General features: G+C 50.4%; 20 protein-coding genes, 1 tRNA gene, 2 pseudogenes and 1 other annotated feature. Of the genes and pseudogenes, 13 read left to right on the top strand and 10 right to left on the bottom strand.

Going from position 1 to position 18,281, the window contains the following annotated elements:
- Positions 1-15: 15 nt before the first annotated feature.
- Both leuC and PGS25_RS05160 read right to left on the bottom strand, forming a co-directional pair.
- Complete coding sequence (gene leuC, locus PGS25_RS05165; protein WP_270417901.1) at positions 16-1,278, bottom strand: 3-isopropylmalate dehydratase large subunit; 1,263 nt, start codon at positions 1,276-1,278, stop codon at positions 16-18.
- Positions 1,279-1,299: 21 nt separating this feature from the next.
- Positions 1,300-2,811, bottom strand: coding sequence for a 2-isopropylmalate synthase (locus PGS25_RS05160; RefSeq protein WP_118359336.1), 1,512 nt, complete (start codon positions 2,809-2,811; stop codon positions 1,300-1,302).
- Between the two features lie 76 nt (positions 2,812-2,887).
- Positions 2,888-3,130: a binding site (T-box leader), on the bottom strand.
- 527 nt (positions 3,131-3,657) lie between these two features.
- On the opposite strand from PGS25_RS05160, the gene metG reads away from it, so the two are divergent.
- The 4 genes from metG to PGS25_RS05140 all read left to right on the top strand — a co-directional run bounded on the left by metG (position 3,658) and on the right by PGS25_RS05140 (position 8,024).
- Positions 3,658-5,592, top strand: coding sequence for a methionine--tRNA ligase (gene metG / locus PGS25_RS05155; RefSeq protein WP_270417900.1), 1,935 nt, complete (start codon positions 3,658-3,660; stop codon positions 5,590-5,592).
- A 203-nt stretch (positions 5,593-5,795) separates the two neighbouring features.
- Entirely contained in the window at positions 5,796-6,209 is a 414-nt protein-coding gene (locus tag PGS25_RS05150; protein ID WP_117488099.1) for an EamA family transporter, read from the top strand.
- Between the two features lie 264 nt (positions 6,210-6,473).
- Positions 6,474-7,238, top strand: a complete 765-nt coding sequence (locus tag PGS25_RS05145; RefSeq protein WP_270417899.1) for an HAD hydrolase family protein — start codon at positions 6,474-6,476, stop codon at positions 7,236-7,238.
- A gap of 12 nt (positions 7,239-7,250) precedes the next feature.
- Positions 7,251-8,024: a TatD family hydrolase gene (locus PGS25_RS05140; RefSeq protein ID WP_110436818.1), complete on the top strand. Its 774-nt coding sequence runs from the start codon at positions 7,251-7,253 to the stop codon at positions 8,022-8,024.
- Between the two features lie 584 nt (positions 8,025-8,608).
- Here PGS25_RS05140 and PGS25_RS05135 read toward each other — a convergent pair.
- The 4 genes and pseudogenes from PGS25_RS05135 to PGS25_RS05120 all read right to left on the bottom strand — a co-directional run.
- A pseudogene (locus tag PGS25_RS05135) lies at positions 8,609-9,022 on the bottom strand (recombinase family protein); the annotation flags it as partial.
- Positions 9,019-9,522 (bottom strand): recombinase family protein, encoded by a 504-nt coding sequence (locus tag PGS25_RS05130; protein WP_270417898.1) that lies wholly within the window; start codon positions 9,520-9,522, stop codon positions 9,019-9,021. The pseudogene PGS25_RS05135 and the gene PGS25_RS05130, both read right to left, overlap by 4 nt.
- Positions 9,523-9,697: 175 nt before the next feature.
- The gene (locus PGS25_RS05125) at positions 9,698-10,066 is read right to left on the bottom strand and encodes a helix-turn-helix domain-containing protein (RefSeq protein ID WP_270417897.1); all 369 of its coding nucleotides are present in this window, start codon (positions 10,064-10,066) and stop codon (positions 9,698-9,700) included.
- A gap of 163 nt (positions 10,067-10,229) precedes the next feature.
- A complete protein-coding gene (locus PGS25_RS05120) occupies positions 10,230-10,748 on the bottom strand; it encodes a helix-turn-helix transcriptional regulator (RefSeq protein ID WP_270417896.1) in 519 nt (172 codons plus the stop codon).
- 212 nt (positions 10,749-10,960) lie between these two features.
- On the opposite strand from PGS25_RS05120, the gene PGS25_RS05115 reads away from it, so the two are divergent.
- A complete protein-coding gene (locus PGS25_RS05115; RefSeq protein ID WP_270417895.1) occupies positions 10,961-11,170 on the top strand; it encodes a hypothetical protein in 210 nt (69 codons plus the stop codon).
- A 142-nt stretch (positions 11,171-11,312) separates the two neighbouring features.
- On the opposite strand, the gene PGS25_RS15720 is transcribed toward PGS25_RS05115, so the two are convergent.
- From PGS25_RS15720 to PGS25_RS05105, 3 genes are all read right to left on the bottom strand, one after another.
- Complete coding sequence (locus PGS25_RS15720) at positions 11,313-11,498, bottom strand: S-layer homology domain-containing protein (RefSeq protein WP_442865237.1); 186 nt, start codon at positions 11,496-11,498, stop codon at positions 11,313-11,315.
- Positions 11,428-12,399 (bottom strand): S-layer homology domain-containing protein, encoded by a 972-nt coding sequence (locus PGS25_RS05110; protein ID WP_270417894.1) that lies wholly within the window; start codon positions 12,397-12,399, stop codon positions 11,428-11,430. Before PGS25_RS05110 ends, PGS25_RS15720 begins: the two co-directional genes overlap by 71 nt.
- A gap of 228 nt (positions 12,400-12,627) precedes the next feature.
- Positions 12,628-14,376 carry a leucine-rich repeat protein gene (locus PGS25_RS05105; RefSeq protein ID WP_270417893.1) on the bottom strand — a complete coding sequence of 583 codons (1,749 nt, stop codon included), beginning with the start codon at positions 14,374-14,376 and terminating at the stop codon, positions 12,628-12,630.
- Positions 14,377-14,522: 146 nt separating this feature from the next.
- Here PGS25_RS05105 and PGS25_RS05100 point away from each other — a divergent pair, with 146 nt between their 5' ends.
- The 7 genes from PGS25_RS05100 to PGS25_RS05070 all read left to right on the top strand — a co-directional run bounded on the left by PGS25_RS05100 (position 14,523) and on the right by PGS25_RS05070 (position 17,651).
- Positions 14,523-14,756: a helix-turn-helix domain-containing protein gene (locus tag PGS25_RS05100; protein WP_270417892.1), complete on the top strand. Its 234-nt coding sequence runs from the start codon at positions 14,523-14,525 to the stop codon at positions 14,754-14,756.
- 382 nt (positions 14,757-15,138) lie between these two features.
- Complete coding sequence (locus PGS25_RS05095; protein ID WP_270417891.1) at positions 15,139-15,276, top strand: hypothetical protein; 138 nt, start codon at positions 15,139-15,141, stop codon at positions 15,274-15,276.
- A gap of 2 nt (positions 15,277-15,278) precedes the next feature.
- Complete coding sequence (locus tag PGS25_RS05090; RefSeq protein WP_270417890.1) at positions 15,279-15,503, top strand: hypothetical protein; 225 nt, start codon at positions 15,279-15,281, stop codon at positions 15,501-15,503.
- A gap of 53 nt (positions 15,504-15,556) precedes the next feature.
- A complete protein-coding gene (locus PGS25_RS05085) occupies positions 15,557-16,213 on the top strand; it encodes an FtsK/SpoIIIE domain-containing protein (RefSeq protein WP_270417889.1) in 657 nt (218 codons plus the stop codon).
- Positions 16,214-16,279: 66 nt separating this feature from the next.
- A complete protein-coding gene (locus PGS25_RS05080) occupies positions 16,280-16,711 on the top strand; it encodes a hypothetical protein (protein WP_270417888.1) in 432 nt (143 codons plus the stop codon).
- 40 nt (positions 16,712-16,751) lie between these two features.
- Entirely contained in the window at positions 16,752-17,270 is a 519-nt protein-coding gene (locus tag PGS25_RS05075) for a rolling circle replication-associated protein (protein ID WP_270417887.1), read from the top strand.
- Between the two features lie 21 nt (positions 17,271-17,291).
- On the top strand, positions 17,292-17,651 hold the full coding sequence (locus PGS25_RS05070; protein WP_270417886.1) for a hypothetical protein: 360 nt from the start codon (positions 17,292-17,294) through the stop codon (positions 17,649-17,651).
- 128 nt (positions 17,652-17,779) lie between these two features.
- Here PGS25_RS05070 and PGS25_RS05065 read toward each other — a convergent pair.
- Positions 17,780-17,855, bottom strand: a tRNA-Ala gene (locus tag PGS25_RS05065).
- A 227-nt stretch (positions 17,856-18,082) separates the two neighbouring features.
- Between PGS25_RS05065 and PGS25_RS05060 the strand changes: the two are divergent.
- Positions 18,083-18,281: pseudogene (locus PGS25_RS05060) on the top strand (IS256 family transposase); the annotation flags it as partial.

The following is an 18,281-nucleotide window of genomic DNA, read 5'->3' as shown; positions in this document are numbered from 1 at the left end:
TATGTGTTTCCTCCCTTACTTCAGGTCGTCCGGTGCGCAGATATAGCCTGCTACCGCACTTGCGGCAGCGACGGCCGGGCTTGCCAGATAAATTTCCGAGGTGATATGACCCATACGGCCTACAAAGTTGCGGTTGGTGGTGGAAACCGCCTTCTCACCGTGCGCCAGGATACCCATATGACCGCCGAGGCACGGGCCGCAGGTCGGTGTGGAAACGATAGCGCCAGCCTGAATGAAGATCTTGGTCAGACCCTCCTCGATGCACTGCAGGTAAACTTCCTGTGTCGCGGGGATGATGATGGTGCGCACATTCGGATTTACCTTGCGGCCCTTGAGGATTTCGGCTGCAACGCGCATATCGTCGATGCGGCCGTTGGTGCAGGAACCGATGACCGACTGCTGAACCTCAATATGGCCGAGGTCGTCAATGGTCTTGGTGTTCTCCGGCAGGTGTGGGCACGCGATGGTCGGACGGAGTGCAGACAGGTCGATCTCGATGGTCTGCTCGTACTCGGCGTCAGCGTCAGCCTCGAATGCGATAACCTCGCGGTTTACGCGGCCCTTGATGTAGTCCATCGTCTTGTCGTCTACCGGGAAGATGCCGTTCTTCGCACCGGCCTCGATCGCCATGTTGCAGATGGTGAAGCGGTCATCCATGGACAGCGCGTGTGCACCCTCGCCGACGAACTCCATCGACTTGTACAGCGCGCCGTCCACGCCGATCTTGCCGATGATGTGCAGGATGACGTCCTTGCCGGATACCCACGGGTTCAGCTTGCTGGTGAGCACAAACTTGATGGCGCTCGGCACCTTGAACCACGCCTTGCCGGTCGCCATGCCCGCCGCGAGATCGGTAGAACCGACGCCGGTGGAGAATGCGCCCAGTGCGCCGTAGGTGCAGGTGTGGCTGTCCGCGCCGATGATGAGCTCACCGGGAGCGGTCAGACCTTTTTCCGGCAGCAGCGCGTGCTCGATGCCCATTGCGCCAACATCGAAAAAGTTGACGATATTGTACTTCCTGGAGAACTCGCGGCACTCGAGGCACTGCTCGGCGGACTTGATGTCCTTATTCGGTGCAAAATGGTCCATTACGAGCGCGATCTTAGTGTTGTCGAACACCTTGTCGAAGCCCGCCTTCTCCATCTCTCGGATGGCAACCGGACCGGTGATATCGTTTGCCAGCGTGAGATCTACGTTTGCCTCGATCAGCTGACCTGCCGTTACGCTTTCCAGACCCGCATGCTTTGCGAGGATCTTCTGCGTCATTGTCATACCCATAACAGCGTTCCTCCTGCTGAATTAGTCGTTAAAATACTTGTTAATGCCGTTGATGTACGCCTTGATGGACGCCTCCATAACGTCAACCGATACGCCGCGGCCGGTAACAACCTCGTTGCTGCCGTCTACGCGGATCTTGACAATAGCCTCGCTCTGTGCGTCCTCGCCGTCGGTCAGTGCGCGCAGCGAGTAGTCCTCCAGAACGATTTCCTTGCCGATGATCTTGTCGATTGCATGGAACGATGCGTTGATCGGGCCGTCGGAAGCGGCAGCGCGCTCGAACATCTCGTCGCCCTTCTTGACACGGATAACAGCGGTAGAGGTAATGGTGTTGCCAGAGTTGATAACAAAGCGGTCGAGCGTATAGCGCTCCTCGCCGGAAACCGGAACAGCACCGATCAGACCCTCGAGGTCGCGGTCCTTGATGACCTTCTTTTTGTCGGCCAGAACCTTGAACTTCTCGAATGCCTTTTCGAGCTTCTCATGGTCGAGCGTGTAACCCAGCTCATGCAGACGCTCCTCGAAGGCGTGACGGCCGGAATGCTTGCCGAGCACGATCGCGTTCTTCGGGATACCGACGGATTCCGGAGTCATGATCTCGTAGGTTTCCTTGTTGGCCATTACGCCGTGCTGGTGGATGCCTGCCTCGTGTGCGAACGCATTTGCACCGATGATCGGCTTGGTCGGTGCAACAGCAACGCCGGTAATGGTCTGGATCATGCGGCTTGCGCGGTAGATCTGGGTGGTTTCGATGTTGCAGCCGATGCCAAAGTGGTCGGCACGGGTCTTGAGCGCCATAACGCACTCCTCCATCGAGGCGTTGCCTGCGCGCTCGCCGATGCCGTTGATGGTGCACTCGATCTGGTCAATACCGGCCTCAACGCCTGCCAGAGAGTTTGCAACTGCCATGCCGAGGTCGTTGTGCATGTGGCAGGACAGGATTACGTTCTCGATACCCTCGGTGTGCTCACGCAGATACTTGATGCGGGATGCGTACTCCTGCGGAATCATGTAGCCGACGGTATCCGGAATGTTGATGGTAGTAGCACCGGCCTTGATGGCGGTTTCCACAACGCGGCACAGGAAGTCGAGGTCGGAGCGGGTTGCGTCCTCAGCGGAGAACTCGATGTCCGAACAGAACTTCTTAGCGAACGCAACGTTGTGCGCTACGGATTCCAGCACCTCATCCGGTGTCATCTTCAGCTTGTACTCCATGTGTACCGGGCTGGTTGCCAGGAAGGTGTGAATGCGGGCAGACTCTGCACGGCGGATGGAGTTCCATGCCGCCTCGATGTCCTGCTCACGGCAGCGTGCCAGCGAGCAGATGGTAGCGCCGCGTACAGTATCAGCGATTGCTGCGATAGCAGCAGCATCGCCGGGCGAAGCAGCGGCAAAGCCTGCTTCAATGATATCAACCTTGAGGGCTTCGAGCTGCTTTGCAACCTCGATCTTCTCATTCAGGTTCATGCTGCAGCCGGGAGACTGCTCACCGTCACGCAGCGTCGTATCAAAAATCTTAACTGTTCTTCCCATGGTATCTTGTCCTCTCCTATTCAGAATTTTACCGGGCTTACAGGGACAAAAAAAGCTTCGTCCCTTAATCCAATCATTAAGAGACGAAGCGAAAGCTCCGCGGTACCACTCTTGTTGCCGCAGTAGGTGCGACCACTCTATGCACATCTGACAATGCGCTCCCCTGTAACGGTGGGTATCCGTTCCCTCCTACCGGTCCGAAGGACTTTCAGCGGACAGCTCCCGGGCGAGTTTCACTGCTTCCTGACGCTGCCTTACACCAACCGGCAACTCTCTGCGGACAGGGGTGACAATTACTTTACCCGTTCATCACCTTTATCAATATGTTTTATATTAGACCTCTGAGCCACTGTTGTCAAGACTTTTTTTACTTGAGGCTGCGACGACCGGCCATGCTGCACCGTAAACAGATTTGACAAACCTTTCCCGATATAGTAAAATAACATTGTATACAGGAAAACGCTGTTTTCCTGAGCACATCTGTTAAAAGCAGTGAAGAGAAGAGTACGCAGTGAGGTACGTCAAAGCGAGTTCCGGGCGGTGAAAGCGGAGCACGGAGGGCACTGCCGAACATGGTCTTGGAGCTTCGCACCGAACCTACTTTATAATAGTAGGCAAGGCTGCGGCGGCAAGATCCTGCCGTTATCGAGGACGATGGGTAGCATCCTACCCGCTGAGGCGCCTTTCCGCGAGGAAGGCGTAAAGCAAGGTGGTAACACGGAAGGTTTGTCCTCCGTCCTTGCAGTGGCAAAATACAGGCCATTGCAGGAACGGAGGATTTTTTGTTCCCTGTTCCCCGCTGTTACGCATAAAACATATTTATATATGTAAGGAGAGAATACACGAATGGACAAGAAACCCTATTATATCTCGACGGCGATCGCCTATACCTCGGCGAAGCCGCACATCGGCAACACCTACGAGATCGTGCTGGCCGACGCTATCGCACGCTACAAGCGCATGACCGGTTACGATGTTTACTTCCAGACCGGTACGGACGAGCATGGTCAGAAGATTCAGGAGAAGGCCGAGGCAGCCGGCATTACGCCGCAGCAGCACGTTGACAAGGTTGCCGGTGAGGTTAAGACCATCTGGGATCTGATGAACACCACCTATGACAAATTCATCCGCACCACCGACCCGATGCATGAGAAAAAGGTGCAGAAGATCTTCAAAAAACTGTATGATCAGGGCGATATTTACAAGGGTGCGTACAAGGGCAAATACTGCAAGCCGTGTGAGTCCTTCTGGACCGAAAGCCAGCTGAAGGACGGCTGCTGCCCGGACTGCGGCCGCCCGTGTGTAGACGCTGAGGAGGAGGCATACTTCTTCCGCATGAGCAAGTACGCCGACCGCCTGATGAAGCACATCGAGGAGCACCCCGAGTTCATCCAGCCGGAGAGCCGCAAGAACGAGATGGTAAACAACTTCCTCAAGCCGGGTCTGCAGGACCTGTGCGTTTCCCGCACCTCGTTCAGCTGGGGCATTCCGGTAGACTTTGACCCGGGCCACGTTGTTTACGTTTGGCTGGATGCACTTACCAACTATATCACCTTCTGCGGCTACGATCCGGACGGCAACCACGACGAGCACTACAAGAAGTTCTGGCCGGCTGATGTGCACCTGATCGGCAAGGATATCATCCGCTTCCACACCATCTACTGGCCGATCTTCCTGATGGCTCTTGGCGAGCCGCTGCCCAAGCAGGTATTCGGTCATCCGTGGCTGCTGGTCGGCGACGGCAAGATGTCCAAGTCGCTCGGCAACGTTATCTATGCGGACGATCTGGTTCGCCTGTTTGGTGTGGATGCCATCCGCTACTACGTTCTGCACGAGATGCCGTTCGCAAATGACGGTGTACTCTCCTACGAGCTGATCTGCGAGCGCATTAACTCTGATCTGGCAAATGTGCTCGGCAATCTGGTCAACCGCACGATTGCCATGACCAAGAAGTATTTCGGCGGTATTGTTCCGGCGCCGACCGCACCGGAAGCACTCGACGACGAGCTGAAGGCAGTCGCACTCGGTCTGCCGGCGGCTGTTGAGAAGAAGATGGACACCCTGCACGTTGCAGATGCCATCGACGAGGTATTTGCACTGCTGCGTCGCTCCAACAAGTATATCGACGAGACCATGCCGTGGGCACTCGCCAAGGACGAGAGCAAGCAGGCGCGTCTGGGCACGGTACTGTACAACCTGCTCGAAGCGATCCGCTTTGCCGCTGTTGAGCTGAAGCCGTATCTGCCGGACACCGCCGACAAGATTTTCGCACAGCTGGGTGTTGAAAACAAGGGTGTTGAGAGCCTGACCTCGTTTGACGGCATGCAGCCGGGTCAGCCGGTCGGCGAAGCCTTCATCCTGTTCGAGCGCATCGACATTCCGAAGAAGCTCGCTGAGATCGAGGAGGAAAAGAAGGCTGCCGAGGCAGAGCAGAAGCCCGCAGTTGAGTTCCTGCCGGATATCCCGTTTGACGATTTCTGCAAGGTCGATATGACGGTCTGCAAGGTACTCGCATGCGAGAACGTCAAGAAGAGCAATAAGCTGCTCAAGTTCCAGCTGGATGACGGCTCGGGCACGCCGCGTCAGATTCTGTCCGGTATTGCCAAGTATTACAAGCCGGAGGAGCTGGTCGGCAAGACGGTCGTCGCCGTTACCAACCTGCCGCCGCGCAAGATGATGGGTCAGGAGTCCAACGGCATGTTGCTCTCCGCCGAAAAGGACGAAAAGCTCAACCTGCTCATGCTGGACGACAGCATTCCGGCTGGCGCTAAACTGTGCTAAAATAAACACACTTTACAACGGATTCCGCAGGGCGGGGTGCTCTCACCCCGCCGCACATAAACGGGAACACTCGGTTGCAACGGCGGGCTGAGGGCAGCCCGCCCTACGAATGGGTTAACAGATGTGTTATCCCATGTATAATTTCGCACACACTACAATCAACAATTTAGGAAGCGAAAATTATGACAAGAGGGCGAAATGCAATGTGGATCATTTATGCGCTGCTCTCTGCGGTATTTGCCGCACTGACAACGATTTTAGCCAAAATCGGCGTGGAAAACGTGGACAGCACGCTTGCTACTGCTATCCGAACCGCTGTGGTGCTCGTGATGGCATGGGGCATGGTCTTCCTGCTGGGAAAACAGGGCGGCGTAAGCGCAATCGGCGCCAAAAGCTGGGTATTCCTTACCCTGTCCGGACTGGCGACCGGCGGCTCGTGGCTGTTTTACTATAAGGCACTGCAGATGGGAGAGGCCAGCCGTGTGGCTCCGATCGACAAGCTGAGCGTTGTTATCACGATGATTCTGGCGTTTGTTGTCCTGCACGAGACCGTGACGGTCAAGGGTGTGATCGGCGGCATTCTGATTGCGGCAGGCACGCTGTTTATGATTCTGTGATTATTTTAAGCAAAAGAGTTAAGGCAATACCGCATAATTGAACAAGAGTGATTTACGAGTAAATTTTGCGTACTGACGAGGCACAGTTTTGCGGTAATACTTGATGTATTACCGTGAAACTGCAACAAAGTCAGGACACAAAATTTCCGCAAAGCACCGCCGCTTTAATTGTGCGGTGTTGCCTTAAGAACAGAGTGGAGAGTGAAGAGTAGAGATTTATGTTCTCTGCACCCTCCACTCTTCACTCTGTTTTGAGGGTTTTACATGCACAAAAAATACTTCTTTTTTGACATTGACGGCACGCTTTCCACCGGTCTTACCACCATGATGCCGGAAAGCGCAGTAAAGGCACTGGCGCAGCTTCGTGCGAACGGCCACTTTACCGCCATTGCGACCGGACGGCTGCAGGCATCTGCGGCAGCCGTTGCCGCGCGCTACGGCTTCACGGACATTGTAGCGGACGGCGGCTGGAGCGTAACGCACAACGGCGAAATTGTCGAGATGGAGTCGCTGCCGACGGCCGACTGCATTGCGCTGATCGAGCGGCTCGAGCAGGCCGGTATTCCGTGGGCGGTGTCGCCGGAGAACGAGAAACTATGTATAACAACGGATAAAAATTATCTTCCGTATGCACCGGAGAACTACTTCCCTGTTCTGTGGGACCCGCATTTTGATTATCACAGGTTGGAGCATCTGTACAAGGTTTACTACGTCTGCACGCCTGATGAAGAGAATCATATTGACGCGGGCGGTCTGCCGCTTGTGCGGTACAATCCCCATGTGATTTTCGTTGAGCCGAAGGAAAAACAGCGAGGGATTCGCTATTTTCAGCAGCTTTTATCCATTCCGGATGAGGATATTGTGGTGTTTGGCGACGGCATGAACGACATCTGCATGTTCGGTCAGGGATGGCTGTCTATTGCGATGGGCAATGCCCGCGCCGCGCTCAAGGAGAAAGCGGATTACATCACAACCGACGTGGATAAGGACGGACTTTGGAACGCCTGCAGGCATTTCGGCTGGATTTGAGGAAGGTTTACTATGCTTTTTGATACACATGCACACTATGACGATGAACGGTTCGACGAGGACCGCGATACGCTGCTGGCTTCCATGCCCGAGAACAATGTCGGCCTGATTCTCAATCCCGGCTGTGATGTGGAAAGCTCGCGCAAGGCAGTCAGCTACGCGAATAAATATCCATTTGTATATGCGGCGGTCGGCATTCACCCGGAGAACATCGAGGACGGCTGGGAGGCTGATCTGGAGACCATCCGCGCACTGGCACAGAACGAAAGCAAGGTTCGCGCCATCGGCGAAATTGGTCTTGACTATTACTGGGAAAAAGACGAGCGTGCGCGTGCGCGGCAGCAGGTTGTATTTGCCCGCCAAATGGAGCTGGCGCGTGCACTGCATCTCCCTGTCATCGTGCATGACCGCGATGCGCACGCCGACAGCATGGAGATCACCCGTCGGTATCCGGATGTGATCGGCGTGTACCACTGCTATGCCGGTCACGTCGAAATGGCACGCGAACTGCTGAAACTCGGCTATTATCTGTCGTTTACCGGTGTTATCACATTCAAAAATGCCAAAAAGGCGAAGGAAGTCATTCGTGAAGTGCCGATTGAGCGACTGATGATCGAGACCGATTCGCCCTACATGGCACCCGAGCCGTTTCGCGGCCGCCGTAATTCCTCGCTGTATGTGCATCGCATGGCTGAGACTATCGCGGAAATCAAGGGCATAAGTGCCGCAGAGGTTGAACGGATTACAACCGAAAACGGCAGACAGCTGTTTGGTATTTCCGGGTAAGATAGAACAAAACAGGGACAAGAGGTAAAATCTCTTGTCCCTGTTTTGTATGGTGGAGCGCTTGCTTCCAAATCCGAACCGTTTATATCGTCCAAAGTAATTGTTTCCGTTCCGTCTTGATAGTTAAAGGTCAGAATGATTTTGTCATCGTACACATAAACCGCATTGACAAAGCTATCAATCAAGCGCTGCCGCTGCTCCTGCTTGGTAGTATCAATGGCGCGAAAGCGTTGCAGGAAAAATAAAATCTGTTCTTTGCTAAGATGCGGCTTTTGCAGTTCTTCCTGTAAGATGCTGACCGTCAACCGATCCTTGGTGGCTTCCAGTTCCTCCAACCGCTGTTTTGTAGACACGGTGAAAATTCCCTGCTGAATGGCGTTCAGCATATTTTGTATGCCTTGCTCGGTCTGCGCTAACTGTGCCTTTAGAACGGGCAGAGAGGTATTTTCCCGCGCTTGCACATCAAGCACCATACTTGCGATTGCGTTAAGCGTTGTATCATCAAATATCATTTGCATGGTACGCTCGACCACCAGATTTTCTATCCAGTCTTTTTTAACCGCCTTTTTGGTGCAGCCGGTTTTCCGCTTTGCGCTTCCGCACTTGTAATAGTAGTGCTTCTTCCCGGTATGGCTTGTACCGCTTTCGCCTACCATCAGCCGCCCGCACTTGCCGCAAAACAGTTTCGTTGTCAGCAAAAAGGCTTCATCCGCTTTGCTCATAGCCGGGGCGCGTTTGTTCCGTGCTATGCGTGCTTGTACCCGGTCAAATAGTTCCTGCGGAACAATAGCGGGAACGCCGCCGGGAATAACTACATCTTGATACCGATACTCGCCTATGTACTTTCTGTTTTTCAAGATGGCGTTGAAGCTGCCTAAACTGTACGGCTTGTTGTGCTTGGTCTGCAACCCTCGCTCATTGAGAGATTCCACGATAGCACGGACGGTTTCGCCATCGGCATAGCGGGTAAAAATCTCCAACACCACGGGCGCGGTCATGGGGTCAACCGCCAACCGTTTATCAGCATATACCCCAACGGAATACCGCCGCCGTTGTTCAACCCCTTTAGGGCGTTTTCTTTCTGCCCTCGGTGTATCTTCTCGGACAGTTCAACGGAATAAAACTCGGCGTACCCCTCTAACAGACTTTCCAACAAAATTCCGGTGCTGTCCTCTGCGATAGCTTCCTTTGCCGATACCACCTTAACGCCGTTTTTCTTCAAAATGGCCTTGTAGTGGGCGCTGTCATAGCGGTTTCTGGCGAATCTATCTAGCTTCCAAACAAGTACAATATCAAACAGGCCGTTTGCGCTGTCCTTAATCATGCGTTGGAAATCCGGGCGGTTATCTGTTTTCGCGGACAATGCGCGGTCAATATAGGTGCTTAACACCGTTATGCCGTTGCGCTCGGCGTATTCCTTGCACTCCCGAAGCTGCCCCTCTATGCTTTCCTCGCGCTGACTATCAGAGGAATACCGGGCGTAAATCACAGCTTTCATATCTGCACAACCTTTCGTTACTCTGTGGGTGGCTTGTCCGCCTCACTGGTGGGCGTTTCCCTTGATGTCCTGCCATTCAAAAATCTCCGTTTGTCAAGGTCTGGCGCAGCCAGTTCATTTTAACCTTGACGGGCGGAGATCTTTTGAATATTCTCCGCAAGGGGAAACTCCCGCCTTATTTTCGCTGTTCTTCCAACAGCTTTGTCAGTGTTTCCCGTAATTTTTCACTGACCGGAGAAGCCGGGTCAAAGCACATATCGACAAACTGCCGTAGTTCCTTGTTGTCCTGTGTAATAGCTTCCACCACTTTCGGCTTATGCTCGTATAGCTTTCCCTCCGGCTGCTTCGTTCTGGCAAAAATGTAATCCAAAGAAACATCAAAGAAATCGGCATACCACCGCAAAATCTTTAGCGGCGGAGAGGACTGTCCGTTTTCATAGCGGTTCACACTGGCCTGTGTTGCGCCCATCAGCGCGGCCAATTTAGCCTGTGACACGCCGACACTTTCTCGCAGAGATTTAAGCCGCTGCGCTACCTCTTGCATGGTTAACACTCCTTTCTTGTTTTCTTATAATACAATATATGAGTTAAATAGTCAACACGAATATAGCATAAAATGAGGCGGTCAAAGTAAATACTCTGACCGCTTTTGAATGATATATGTCGCAAAAAAGCCATTGCAGTATTCGAAGCTGCAAGGGCCATTGTTACTGTTGTTTAGTATCTTCTCTAATTGTAAATTGTTCGGTATCTATGCTTGCACAACAAAATTCCTTCTTATTGTGTGAATATACCAAGGCTCGCATCTGCTTATAAACTCCTTCAAGCAATGCCGGCTGGCTTTCATCAGTTTCGATTCTACTGAAAACCTCATCTTTACGAGCCAAGAGTTCAAACAAATATTTGGGAATTGTAATATTGACCTTTCCATTTTTAATTTCGAATATGTTCCGTATATCTACACGATACACACTTTCTGTATCCTTGGGTATTTCGGATATTCCGTATATCCAATCCGGAAGATACCCCCAGAGCAAATACAATTTTATTGCGCTTGCACCAGATAAAATGCCCTCGCCATTTTCAATACGGCTTATTGTCTTGCTTCCAACTCCAAGAATCTCCGCAAGTTGTTCTTGAGTTTTATGCTCAAAATCTTGCAGTAAGCGTATTCTATCACCATGACTTTGCTTCAAGATTTTTTTGCGCGATTTGTTAGAATTCATAGTTAATGACCTCCTATATAGGTTACTTTTTATCATACAATATTATTGCTACAATGTGTAGGACATTTTACACCGAATTAAAAGATGCCCTGTGGTATGGAGTTCAAAAAAGTTATTTGGTAGTATAGCATTGCAGCGAGGCTCGTTAGCTGAATTAAATTTTTCTCGTATTGCTGTGATAGCTACACAGCTACGATGAAAGGAGTTACTTCATGCTACATAAAAAGGAAATCACCACAATCCAACTTATTCCCACTGATGATGGGAGAACGCTCATTCTCTACGCTGATAGCGCAGCCACAACTAAACTGGCAGATGGAAACGCAGAAGATGCAGAATTTACGGCATTCTGCGTCGAAAACAACCGCGCTGTAACAATTTTTCTTGCGGAAGGAGTTCCCCAGAAAGTCGTTATGGAATAAATCGTAAACCAGAGATAGCCTATCGACTTGACGGGGGAATGGAGAATAACCCCTTTGGTTGCTAGGTTGCAGTCAACACGAATATAGCTTAAACAGAGGCGGTCAGAATAACTACTCTGACCGCCTCTGAAACAATAAATGTTTATTTAGAAAATGCCCGATACAGGAAAGTCACGATCTGGGCGCGGGTGCAAGTGGTATCGGGGGAGAAAGTCGTTTTGCTCGTGCCGCTCGTCACGCCCTGTTCAACCGCCCAATCAACAGCGGGCGCGTAAATCGTGGTAGCAGCTACATCGGTATTTTGTGGCAGCGGGGAAGCCAGCGGCACGCCAAATATACAGAACCGCCGAACTACGGGTGCAGGGCGTATCTCCACCAAAAACCGTGCTGTCTTTGGAAACGATATTCTTCTCTTTCGCCCACTGCGCAGCTTTATAAAAATAGTCGCTTTCCTTAATGTCCGTGAATATGTTCGTCTTGCTGGTCGGTTCGGGTGAACCCTGTGAACGCCAGAGGAAAGTCAAAATCTGCGCCGTGGTGCAGGTGCTATTCGGGGAGAAGGTCGTTTTAGATGTTCCCGCTGTGATACCCTTATCGACTGCCCAAGCCACCGAGTTCGCGTAATAGGCGTTGGCGGCTACATCGGTAAAGGTCTGGCCGGTGGGCGTGCTGGGTTTGCTCGGAGTGCTCGGAGTGGATTTTGAAGTGAATGGACTGCCCGCCGTTTCGTCCCATGGAACAAAGAAAGCAATCATGCCGTTATTGACCGCATCGCTTGTCAAATATCCAGTCGATTCATCGATTGCGCCGCCCGATGTGCAGAAGTGCGCGGCTAAAAGACCTTGTGAACCATCTTCGTACTCAAAAGACTTCCACGGGTAGCCGCCGCCGTCATCTTCATCGACTTTGCAGGCATCGCCTTCCTGAGTGAGCCACACGCCAAGCATAGAGTCGATCCAGCCGCCATTTGGAGCCGTAATAACCGTACCGGTAGAAACCGCATAAACAACGGATGTTTCCTCTTTGATTCGATTCAAAATGTAGCTGCTGCCCTGTATTGCTTCCAAATCCGAAACAGGAATGGTGTACAGGATGGGTTTTGAAAGCGTGTAAATGTTTCCAGATTTGTCAGTGACGGTGGTGTCTCCCGCTTTGTTTGCGGCAAATGCGGGGACAGTCAAACTGAAACAGAGTGCTAATGCGAGTGCGAGGGATAGGAATTTTTTCATTTTTCTTTCCTCCTAATTTGTGCGAAGTGGGGTTGCTACTTGTAGTCTAACATATATTTTTGAGTGACGCAATCATTTTATGTGAGGTTATACCTAACATACGCCTTTGGTAAATCGAGGAATACTTTCGTTCGACAGTGGCACACAAAATGAATGTTGTAGACAACACGAAGAATAAAGCAAGGCGGTCAGAATAAATACTCTGACCGCCTCTGAACTAACAAAGACTTATTTAGAAAATGCCCGGTACAAGAAGGTCACAATCTGGGCGCGGGTGCAAGTGGTATCGGGAGAGAATGTCGTTTTGCTTGTGCCGCTTGTCACACCTTGTTCAACCGCCCAATCAACAGCGGGAGCATAAATCGTTGTAGTGGCTACATCGGTAAAGCTGCTGCTTTTTGTCGCAGCGGGGAAGCCTGTCGCACGCCAGATATAAAGAACCGCCGAACTGCGAGTGCAAGGGGTATTTCCATTGAAAACAGTGCTATCTCTGGAAACGATATTATTTTCTTTCGCCCACAACGCGGCCTTATAAAAATAGTCGCTTTCCTTTATGTCGGTGAATGTGTTCGTCTTGCTAGTCGGTTCGGGCGAACCCTGTGACCGCCAGAGGAAAGTTAAAATCTGCGCCGTGGTGCAGGTGCTATTCGGGGAAAAGGTTGTTTTAGATGTTCCTGCTGTGATACCCTTATCGACTGCCCACAAAACCGGGGTAGCGTAATAATCACTTTCCTTTACATCGTTGAAACCACCTACTTTTGGGGATATGTCAGCAACAAACGGTATGTTATGCTTTTTTGCGTAGGCTTCGGCATAACTCCCGGAACTGCCGTGAATGGTAACATTGGGAGACCCTTCGAAAGTCCTATCACCTATGGAAGTCACACTGTTGGGAATTGTTATGCTGCTCAAATATTGGCACTCTCGAAACGCTGTGTCGCCGATAACTGTCACGCTATCAGGCAGTATCAGACTGACCAAGTAACTGTAAGCAAAGGCGTCAGACTCAATTTCAGTCACACTATCAGGAAGGTTTATGGTGTTTACGCCCCATGGCGCGCCGCTAAACGCACTAAAAAATGCACCATATCCAATCTTTGTTACACTATTCGGTATGCTTATGCTCTTAATATCGTCCCAAGTGACATGGCACCATCCATACCCCAATGTTGTGACGCCATTAGGTATTACAATATTCGGGTTAAACGATACACTATCTGTTTCTACTTCATCAACGCCAATAAGATACAAACCATATGGATCATACTCAAGAAGCGTGTTGTTTATAATCAGCCATGCTCCCTGTTTCTCTCGCCAGGCCGTTTTATTGAACGGATTACCGGTAATAGTAACGGATGATGGAATATTTACATGAGCCAAACTGGTACAGTTTTGAAATGCCCCTTCTTCAACAGTTGCACTATTTGGGAATGATACGCTTGTTAAACCAGTGCAGTCTCGAAACGAGTCTCCGCGTATAAGTCCTACGCCTTCGGACAGGGTAAGATTGGTCAATTTGGTGCAACCGGAAAATGCATATGTATGGATTTTTTGAACACTGCCAGGGATTGTTATACTTGTCAAACCACTATTGGAAAACGCAAAACTTCCAATTTCTTTTATACTATCAGGAATTGTTATGTTGGTGAGAGCAGTACAGCCCTCAAATGCACCGTTTCCTATAATAATTGCACTCTTTGGAATTGTTACGCTAGTAATATCTTTGCGTCCTGCGAATACATAGCCACCTGTACCGGAGGCGTTAAGACCAATTCCTAAACCGACATACTGTACTCCATCTGGGATAACCACATTTCCGCCCGGTCCATTATAGGCTACCAATACATCAGTAAATGTACCCTTCCCCTCGACATAAACATCTTCGATGACAAAATCTGAATCTGCCGCATATGTCACAACCGGAAATAGACCAAAGCAAAAAACTAATGTAAGTGCAAGGGATAAAAATTTTTTCATTTTTCCTTTCCTCCTAATTTTGGTTAAGTGGGCCACTTGTAGTCTACCATATATTTTTCTTTGGCGCAATCGCTATTTGTGAGGCATTGCCTAACATACATTCCTAACGAATTTGGGTACACTTTCGTTAGGTGGTGGCTCACAAAATGAAACAACTTGTATTCGACGAGGATATTTATAATACGATACGGCGCAATATCAAAAAATATCGTAAACAGCGCGGCCTAACGGCTGCGGAATTGGCAGAGCAAATCGGACGCTCACATGACTTTATGCGACAGATTGAGAGTGAAAAGGTTGCCTACAATTTCAGCGTGGATACCTTTTATAGAATTTCTGTAGCACTGGAAGTCAGCTTAGACCTGTTAATAGAAAAGTGAAAGAACAACAGCCCATGCAGTATTAAATACTGCATGGGCTGTTGTTCTTGTTGCTCAGCATATATATGCATATACAGGACATTCTACACCGAATCAAAAGATGTTCTGTGGTATGGAGTTCAAAAAATCCGTTTGGTAGTATAGTATTGCAGCGAGGCTCGTTAGCTGAATTAAACTTTTTCGCATTGCTGTGATAGCTACACAGTTGTGCAGAAAGGAGAACTCATATATCCCAGAAGAAAATCACCACAATCCAACTTATTCCCACCGATGACGGGCAACCGCTGTCTTTGAGGAAGGAGTTCCCCAGAAAATTGTCATGAACTAAATCATAAAACAGAGCTGTCCTATCCGGCTTGACGGGGAGAAAGGAGCATACAGTATGCCCTACAAGCTTTCAGTAGACCTTCCCGCAGTCAATGCGGGGTATGATTACGCTGTACTTACAGGAAAATCCAGTATTTTCCATACGGAAGTGATGGAAAACGCAGTTCAAGTGAAGCTATCGGGGTTAAGCTGACTGTGGCGCTGCAAGGTGCACGTTTTGCGCCGCTTACTATCCGATACTCGCATGACCCGCTGCCAAAATTTCATGACGAGGACATTGAAGCAGCTTGTGTAAGTAATAACCTAATCTATGTTCAAATCCCGGATTGTGTTGTCAACCTTTATTCAAGCAACAGCGGCGGCATCGGCATGACCGCTACGGCGGAAACCGCCCAGATCGTTACCCTTAACAGCAAATAAAAATATAGGGCAGACATAGGGTTTCCTATGTCTGCCCGGAAAAGGAATCTTACATGGAGCAAGTGAAAAATCTAATTTTCCACGAAAACTTTACTTTGTTTGCTGTCATATTTGCCCTCGTCTTGACTGTGGCTATCTGCCTTGTTCAAGTCATTCGTACACCGCCGCTTTTGAAACGGCGATTTGACCGCGCTGTGCGGCGCTGCGACCTGCACAACGCGCAAAACGAATACCCTGTGCTTATCAGCGTCAAACGGGATAAGGACAAGCCGCATGGCTTGATTTTGAAAGTCAGAAATAAAGGACTGTCGCTGCCGGATTTTGACCGCCATTATGAGCGGCTAAAGGTAACAATGGGTGGAATCTTCCGCATGGAGTACGGGTGCAATATAAACTATACTCTTCTATTCTTTCTTCCACAAAAATATATTCGCCCCGCCTTATTCACACCAGATGATTCGGCTTCCGGCAGCATTGATGTCAAACACATAATCAATATGCTGATTGTCGGCGCGACGGGTACGGGGAAAACCGTTGCCCTAAAAATCCTGCTTGCAAAAATTGCACGATTCCAGCCGGACGCGAAAATTTGGCTGCTTGATTTCAAGCAATTCGACTTTCGAAATCTTATGGACAAACCCAGATATTACGGTTACACAGACTGTCTGCAAGGCTTGGAAGATTGCTATGCGGCGTTCAAGCAGCAGTAGGAAAGCGGCACAGCGGGTGTGCCCCAATACCTTATCATTGATGAGTGGGGCAGCTTTCTCCTGTCTTTGGATAAGAAAACCGCCGAACAGACAAAAGCAAAACTCGCGGAGCTGCTCATGCTGGGGCGGGCATATCGCTTCTTTCCGATTGTCGGAATCCAGAGGCCGGATGCTGCCTATTTTGCCGGGGCGAGAGATAACTTTCAATGCTGTCTTGCTCTTGGCAATCTCAGCTGTGAGGGGCGGAGAATGTTGTTCCCGGATGATTTTGCAGAATCCATTACACAGTGCAACAAGCGTGAGGGGCATCTTTATATTGATGGCGTTGGTATCGAGAAAATCAGAATTGCGGAGGTGCAGAGCATGGATGCTTTGGACGAGGCGATTCAAGAGGCAATGAGCCGTTGGTGTTGGGCGGGGCGGGCGGCGAAGCAGCGCGAGAGCCGCCGAACCGCCCGCCGCCGCAGGCGGCTTAACTTGATATTTTATGAACATTGACAGAATCCTGGATGTGCGGCCAGACACGGCGGAAACGCCCGTGACGGTCAAACGATGCGGGAATGTGATTGAAGTTCGCTATATGCGTTCAACTCCATGTGCTGTCATTGAAAAGGTAAACGCCGACTTGTATGTTGATAAGCGGACTGGCGAAGTCAAAGAGTTCTGCCATTCAGCAAACCGCGCAGACAGCAAAGCCAGTGTTGCACAATCGCTCCGCAAGCTGCGCGACTTAATCAATGCCAATCTAACAGCCCCGGAAACGGCATTGTGGGTAACGCTGACATATAAAGAAAACATGCGGGATGAAAGGCGCGTCTACGAAGATTTCCGCCGTTTCTGGCAGCGATTTCGGTATTACCTCAAAAAGCATGAATACCGCCCTGCGGAATATATCACGGCGGCAGAACCGCAAGGGCGGGGCGCATGGCATTTGCATTGCCTCTTTCTGTTCCCGGAAAAAGCGCCTTACATTCCTAATGCGGATATGGCGCGAATTTTGGGGCATGGATTCACCAAGACCAAAGGCCTGCAAGGAATTGACAACCCCGGCTTGTAGCTGACCGCATATCTGGGCGATATGGAATTATCGGAAGCGCTCCGCGCCGGAAACGCCAAAGGGCAGATAGCAGAAGCGAAAATAACGGACACACAGGGCAGGCACCAAAAGAAAGCAATTATCAAAGGGGCGCGGCTGCACCTGTACCCGCCCGGCTTTAATCTGTACCGGGCAAGCCGGGGTGTGAAAAGGCCGGAAATATGGCAGACAACGGAAGCCGAAGCGCAAGCATTGGTACACGGCGCACCGCTCACCTACGAAAAAACAATCTCCATCACCGATGAAGCCGGGGCAGTCAAGAACATTATCAACTATCGACAATACAATAGTGCCTCAAAGGAGGGGGGCCAGCTTGACACAGCAGCAAAAACAGGGGGATAATTCCAAATAACAGCGGCGGCAGTATGTACCACACATACCGCCGCCGTTTTACTTTATACTATCTCGTCTAAATAAATGATAAATCCGAACCCATTCCCTACCGGAAAAAGGTTCGGATTATCTTGATTTGGTGGAGACGGTGGGGATCGAACCCATGACCTCTTGACTGCCAGTCAAACGCTCTCCCAGCTGAGCTACGCCCCCGATTCGGCTAAAATAACTTCGTATAAAAATTATAACGCAACGGATCGGTTAATGTCAAGCACAGAGCATCTGGCAGTATCACCGAAATCGCAAAGTAAAAATTGGTAGTGCTGCCTAAAATTTAGGCGGAACTGCCAATTTTTATCCGCTGCTGTGACTCCATCCCAAACTTTGTGTAAACCTCCAACAAGGTGTAGAATAGAAGCAGGATGACGGAGGTAATCACAATGGCAAGAAGGAAAAGAACCCCAGAAGAAAACACACGTCGCGAAAAAATTCGTGAGCTGCTGCAGCTGGCGAATGTAGGCAGCATGGATGACATTCAGGAACTGTTCAAGGACACTATCGCGGAGTTCATGGAAAACGGTCTGGAAGCCGAGCTGGACGATCAGCTGGGCTACAACCGGTATGACTACAAGAACAAGA

It is taken from the genome of Butyricicoccus sp. AM78-15b2TA (genome assembly GCF_027665985.1).
Taxonomy (GTDB): domain Bacteria; phylum Bacillota; class Clostridia; order Oscillospirales; family Butyricicoccaceae; genus Agathobaculum; species Agathobaculum butyriciproducens.
Note: the sequence above shows the minus strand (reverse complement) of the source record. Positions and strands in the feature narration are given on the sequence as shown.

Bases quoted from the DNA above. Each gene is read 5' to 3' on its own strand.
- leuC (WP_270417901.1), bottom strand. From the start codon at position 1,278: ATGGGTATGACAATGACGCAGAAGATCCTCGCAAAGCATGCGGGTCTG.
- PGS25_RS05160 (WP_118359336.1), bottom strand. From the start codon at position 2,811: ATGGGAAGAACAGTTAAGATTTTTGATACGACGCTGCGTGACGGTGAG.
- metG (WP_270417900.1), top strand. From the start codon at position 3,658: ATGGACAAGAAACCCTATTATATCTCGACGGCGATCGCCTATACCTCG.
- PGS25_RS05150 (WP_117488099.1), top strand. From the start codon at position 5,796: ATGTGGATCATTTATGCGCTGCTCTCTGCGGTATTTGCCGCACTGACA.
- PGS25_RS05145 (WP_270417899.1), top strand. From the start codon at position 6,474: ATGCACAAAAAATACTTCTTTTTTGACATTGACGGCACGCTTTCCACC.
- PGS25_RS05140 (WP_110436818.1), top strand. From the start codon at position 7,251: ATGCTTTTTGATACACATGCACACTATGACGATGAACGGTTCGACGAG.
- PGS25_RS05130 (WP_270417898.1), bottom strand. From the start codon at position 9,522: ATGAAAGCTGTGATTTACGCCCGGTATTCCTCTGATAGTCAGCGCGAG.
- PGS25_RS05125 (WP_270417897.1), bottom strand. From the start codon at position 10,066: ATGCAAGAGGTAGCGCAGCGGCTTAAATCTCTGCGAGAAAGTGTCGGC.
- PGS25_RS05120 (WP_270417896.1), bottom strand. From the start codon at position 10,748: ATGAATTCTAACAAATCGCGCAAAAAAATCTTGAAGCAAAGTCATGGT.
- PGS25_RS05115 (WP_270417895.1), top strand. From the start codon at position 10,961: ATGCTACATAAAAAGGAAATCACCACAATCCAACTTATTCCCACTGAT.
- PGS25_RS05110 (WP_270417894.1), bottom strand. From the start codon at position 12,399: ATGAAAAAATTCCTATCCCTCGCACTCGCATTAGCACTCTGTTTCAGT.
- PGS25_RS05105 (WP_270417893.1), bottom strand. From the start codon at position 14,376: ATGAAAAAATTTTTATCCCTTGCACTTACATTAGTTTTTTGCTTTGGT.
- PGS25_RS05100 (WP_270417892.1), top strand. From the start codon at position 14,523: ATGAAACAACTTGTATTCGACGAGGATATTTATAATACGATACGGCGC.
- PGS25_RS05095 (WP_270417891.1), top strand. From the start codon at position 15,139: ATGCCCTACAAGCTTTCAGTAGACCTTCCCGCAGTCAATGCGGGGTAT.
- PGS25_RS05085 (WP_270417889.1), top strand. From the start codon at position 15,557: ATGGAGCAAGTGAAAAATCTAATTTTCCACGAAAACTTTACTTTGTTT.
- PGS25_RS05070 (WP_270417886.1), top strand. From the start codon at position 17,292: ATGGAATTATCGGAAGCGCTCCGCGCCGGAAACGCCAAAGGGCAGATA.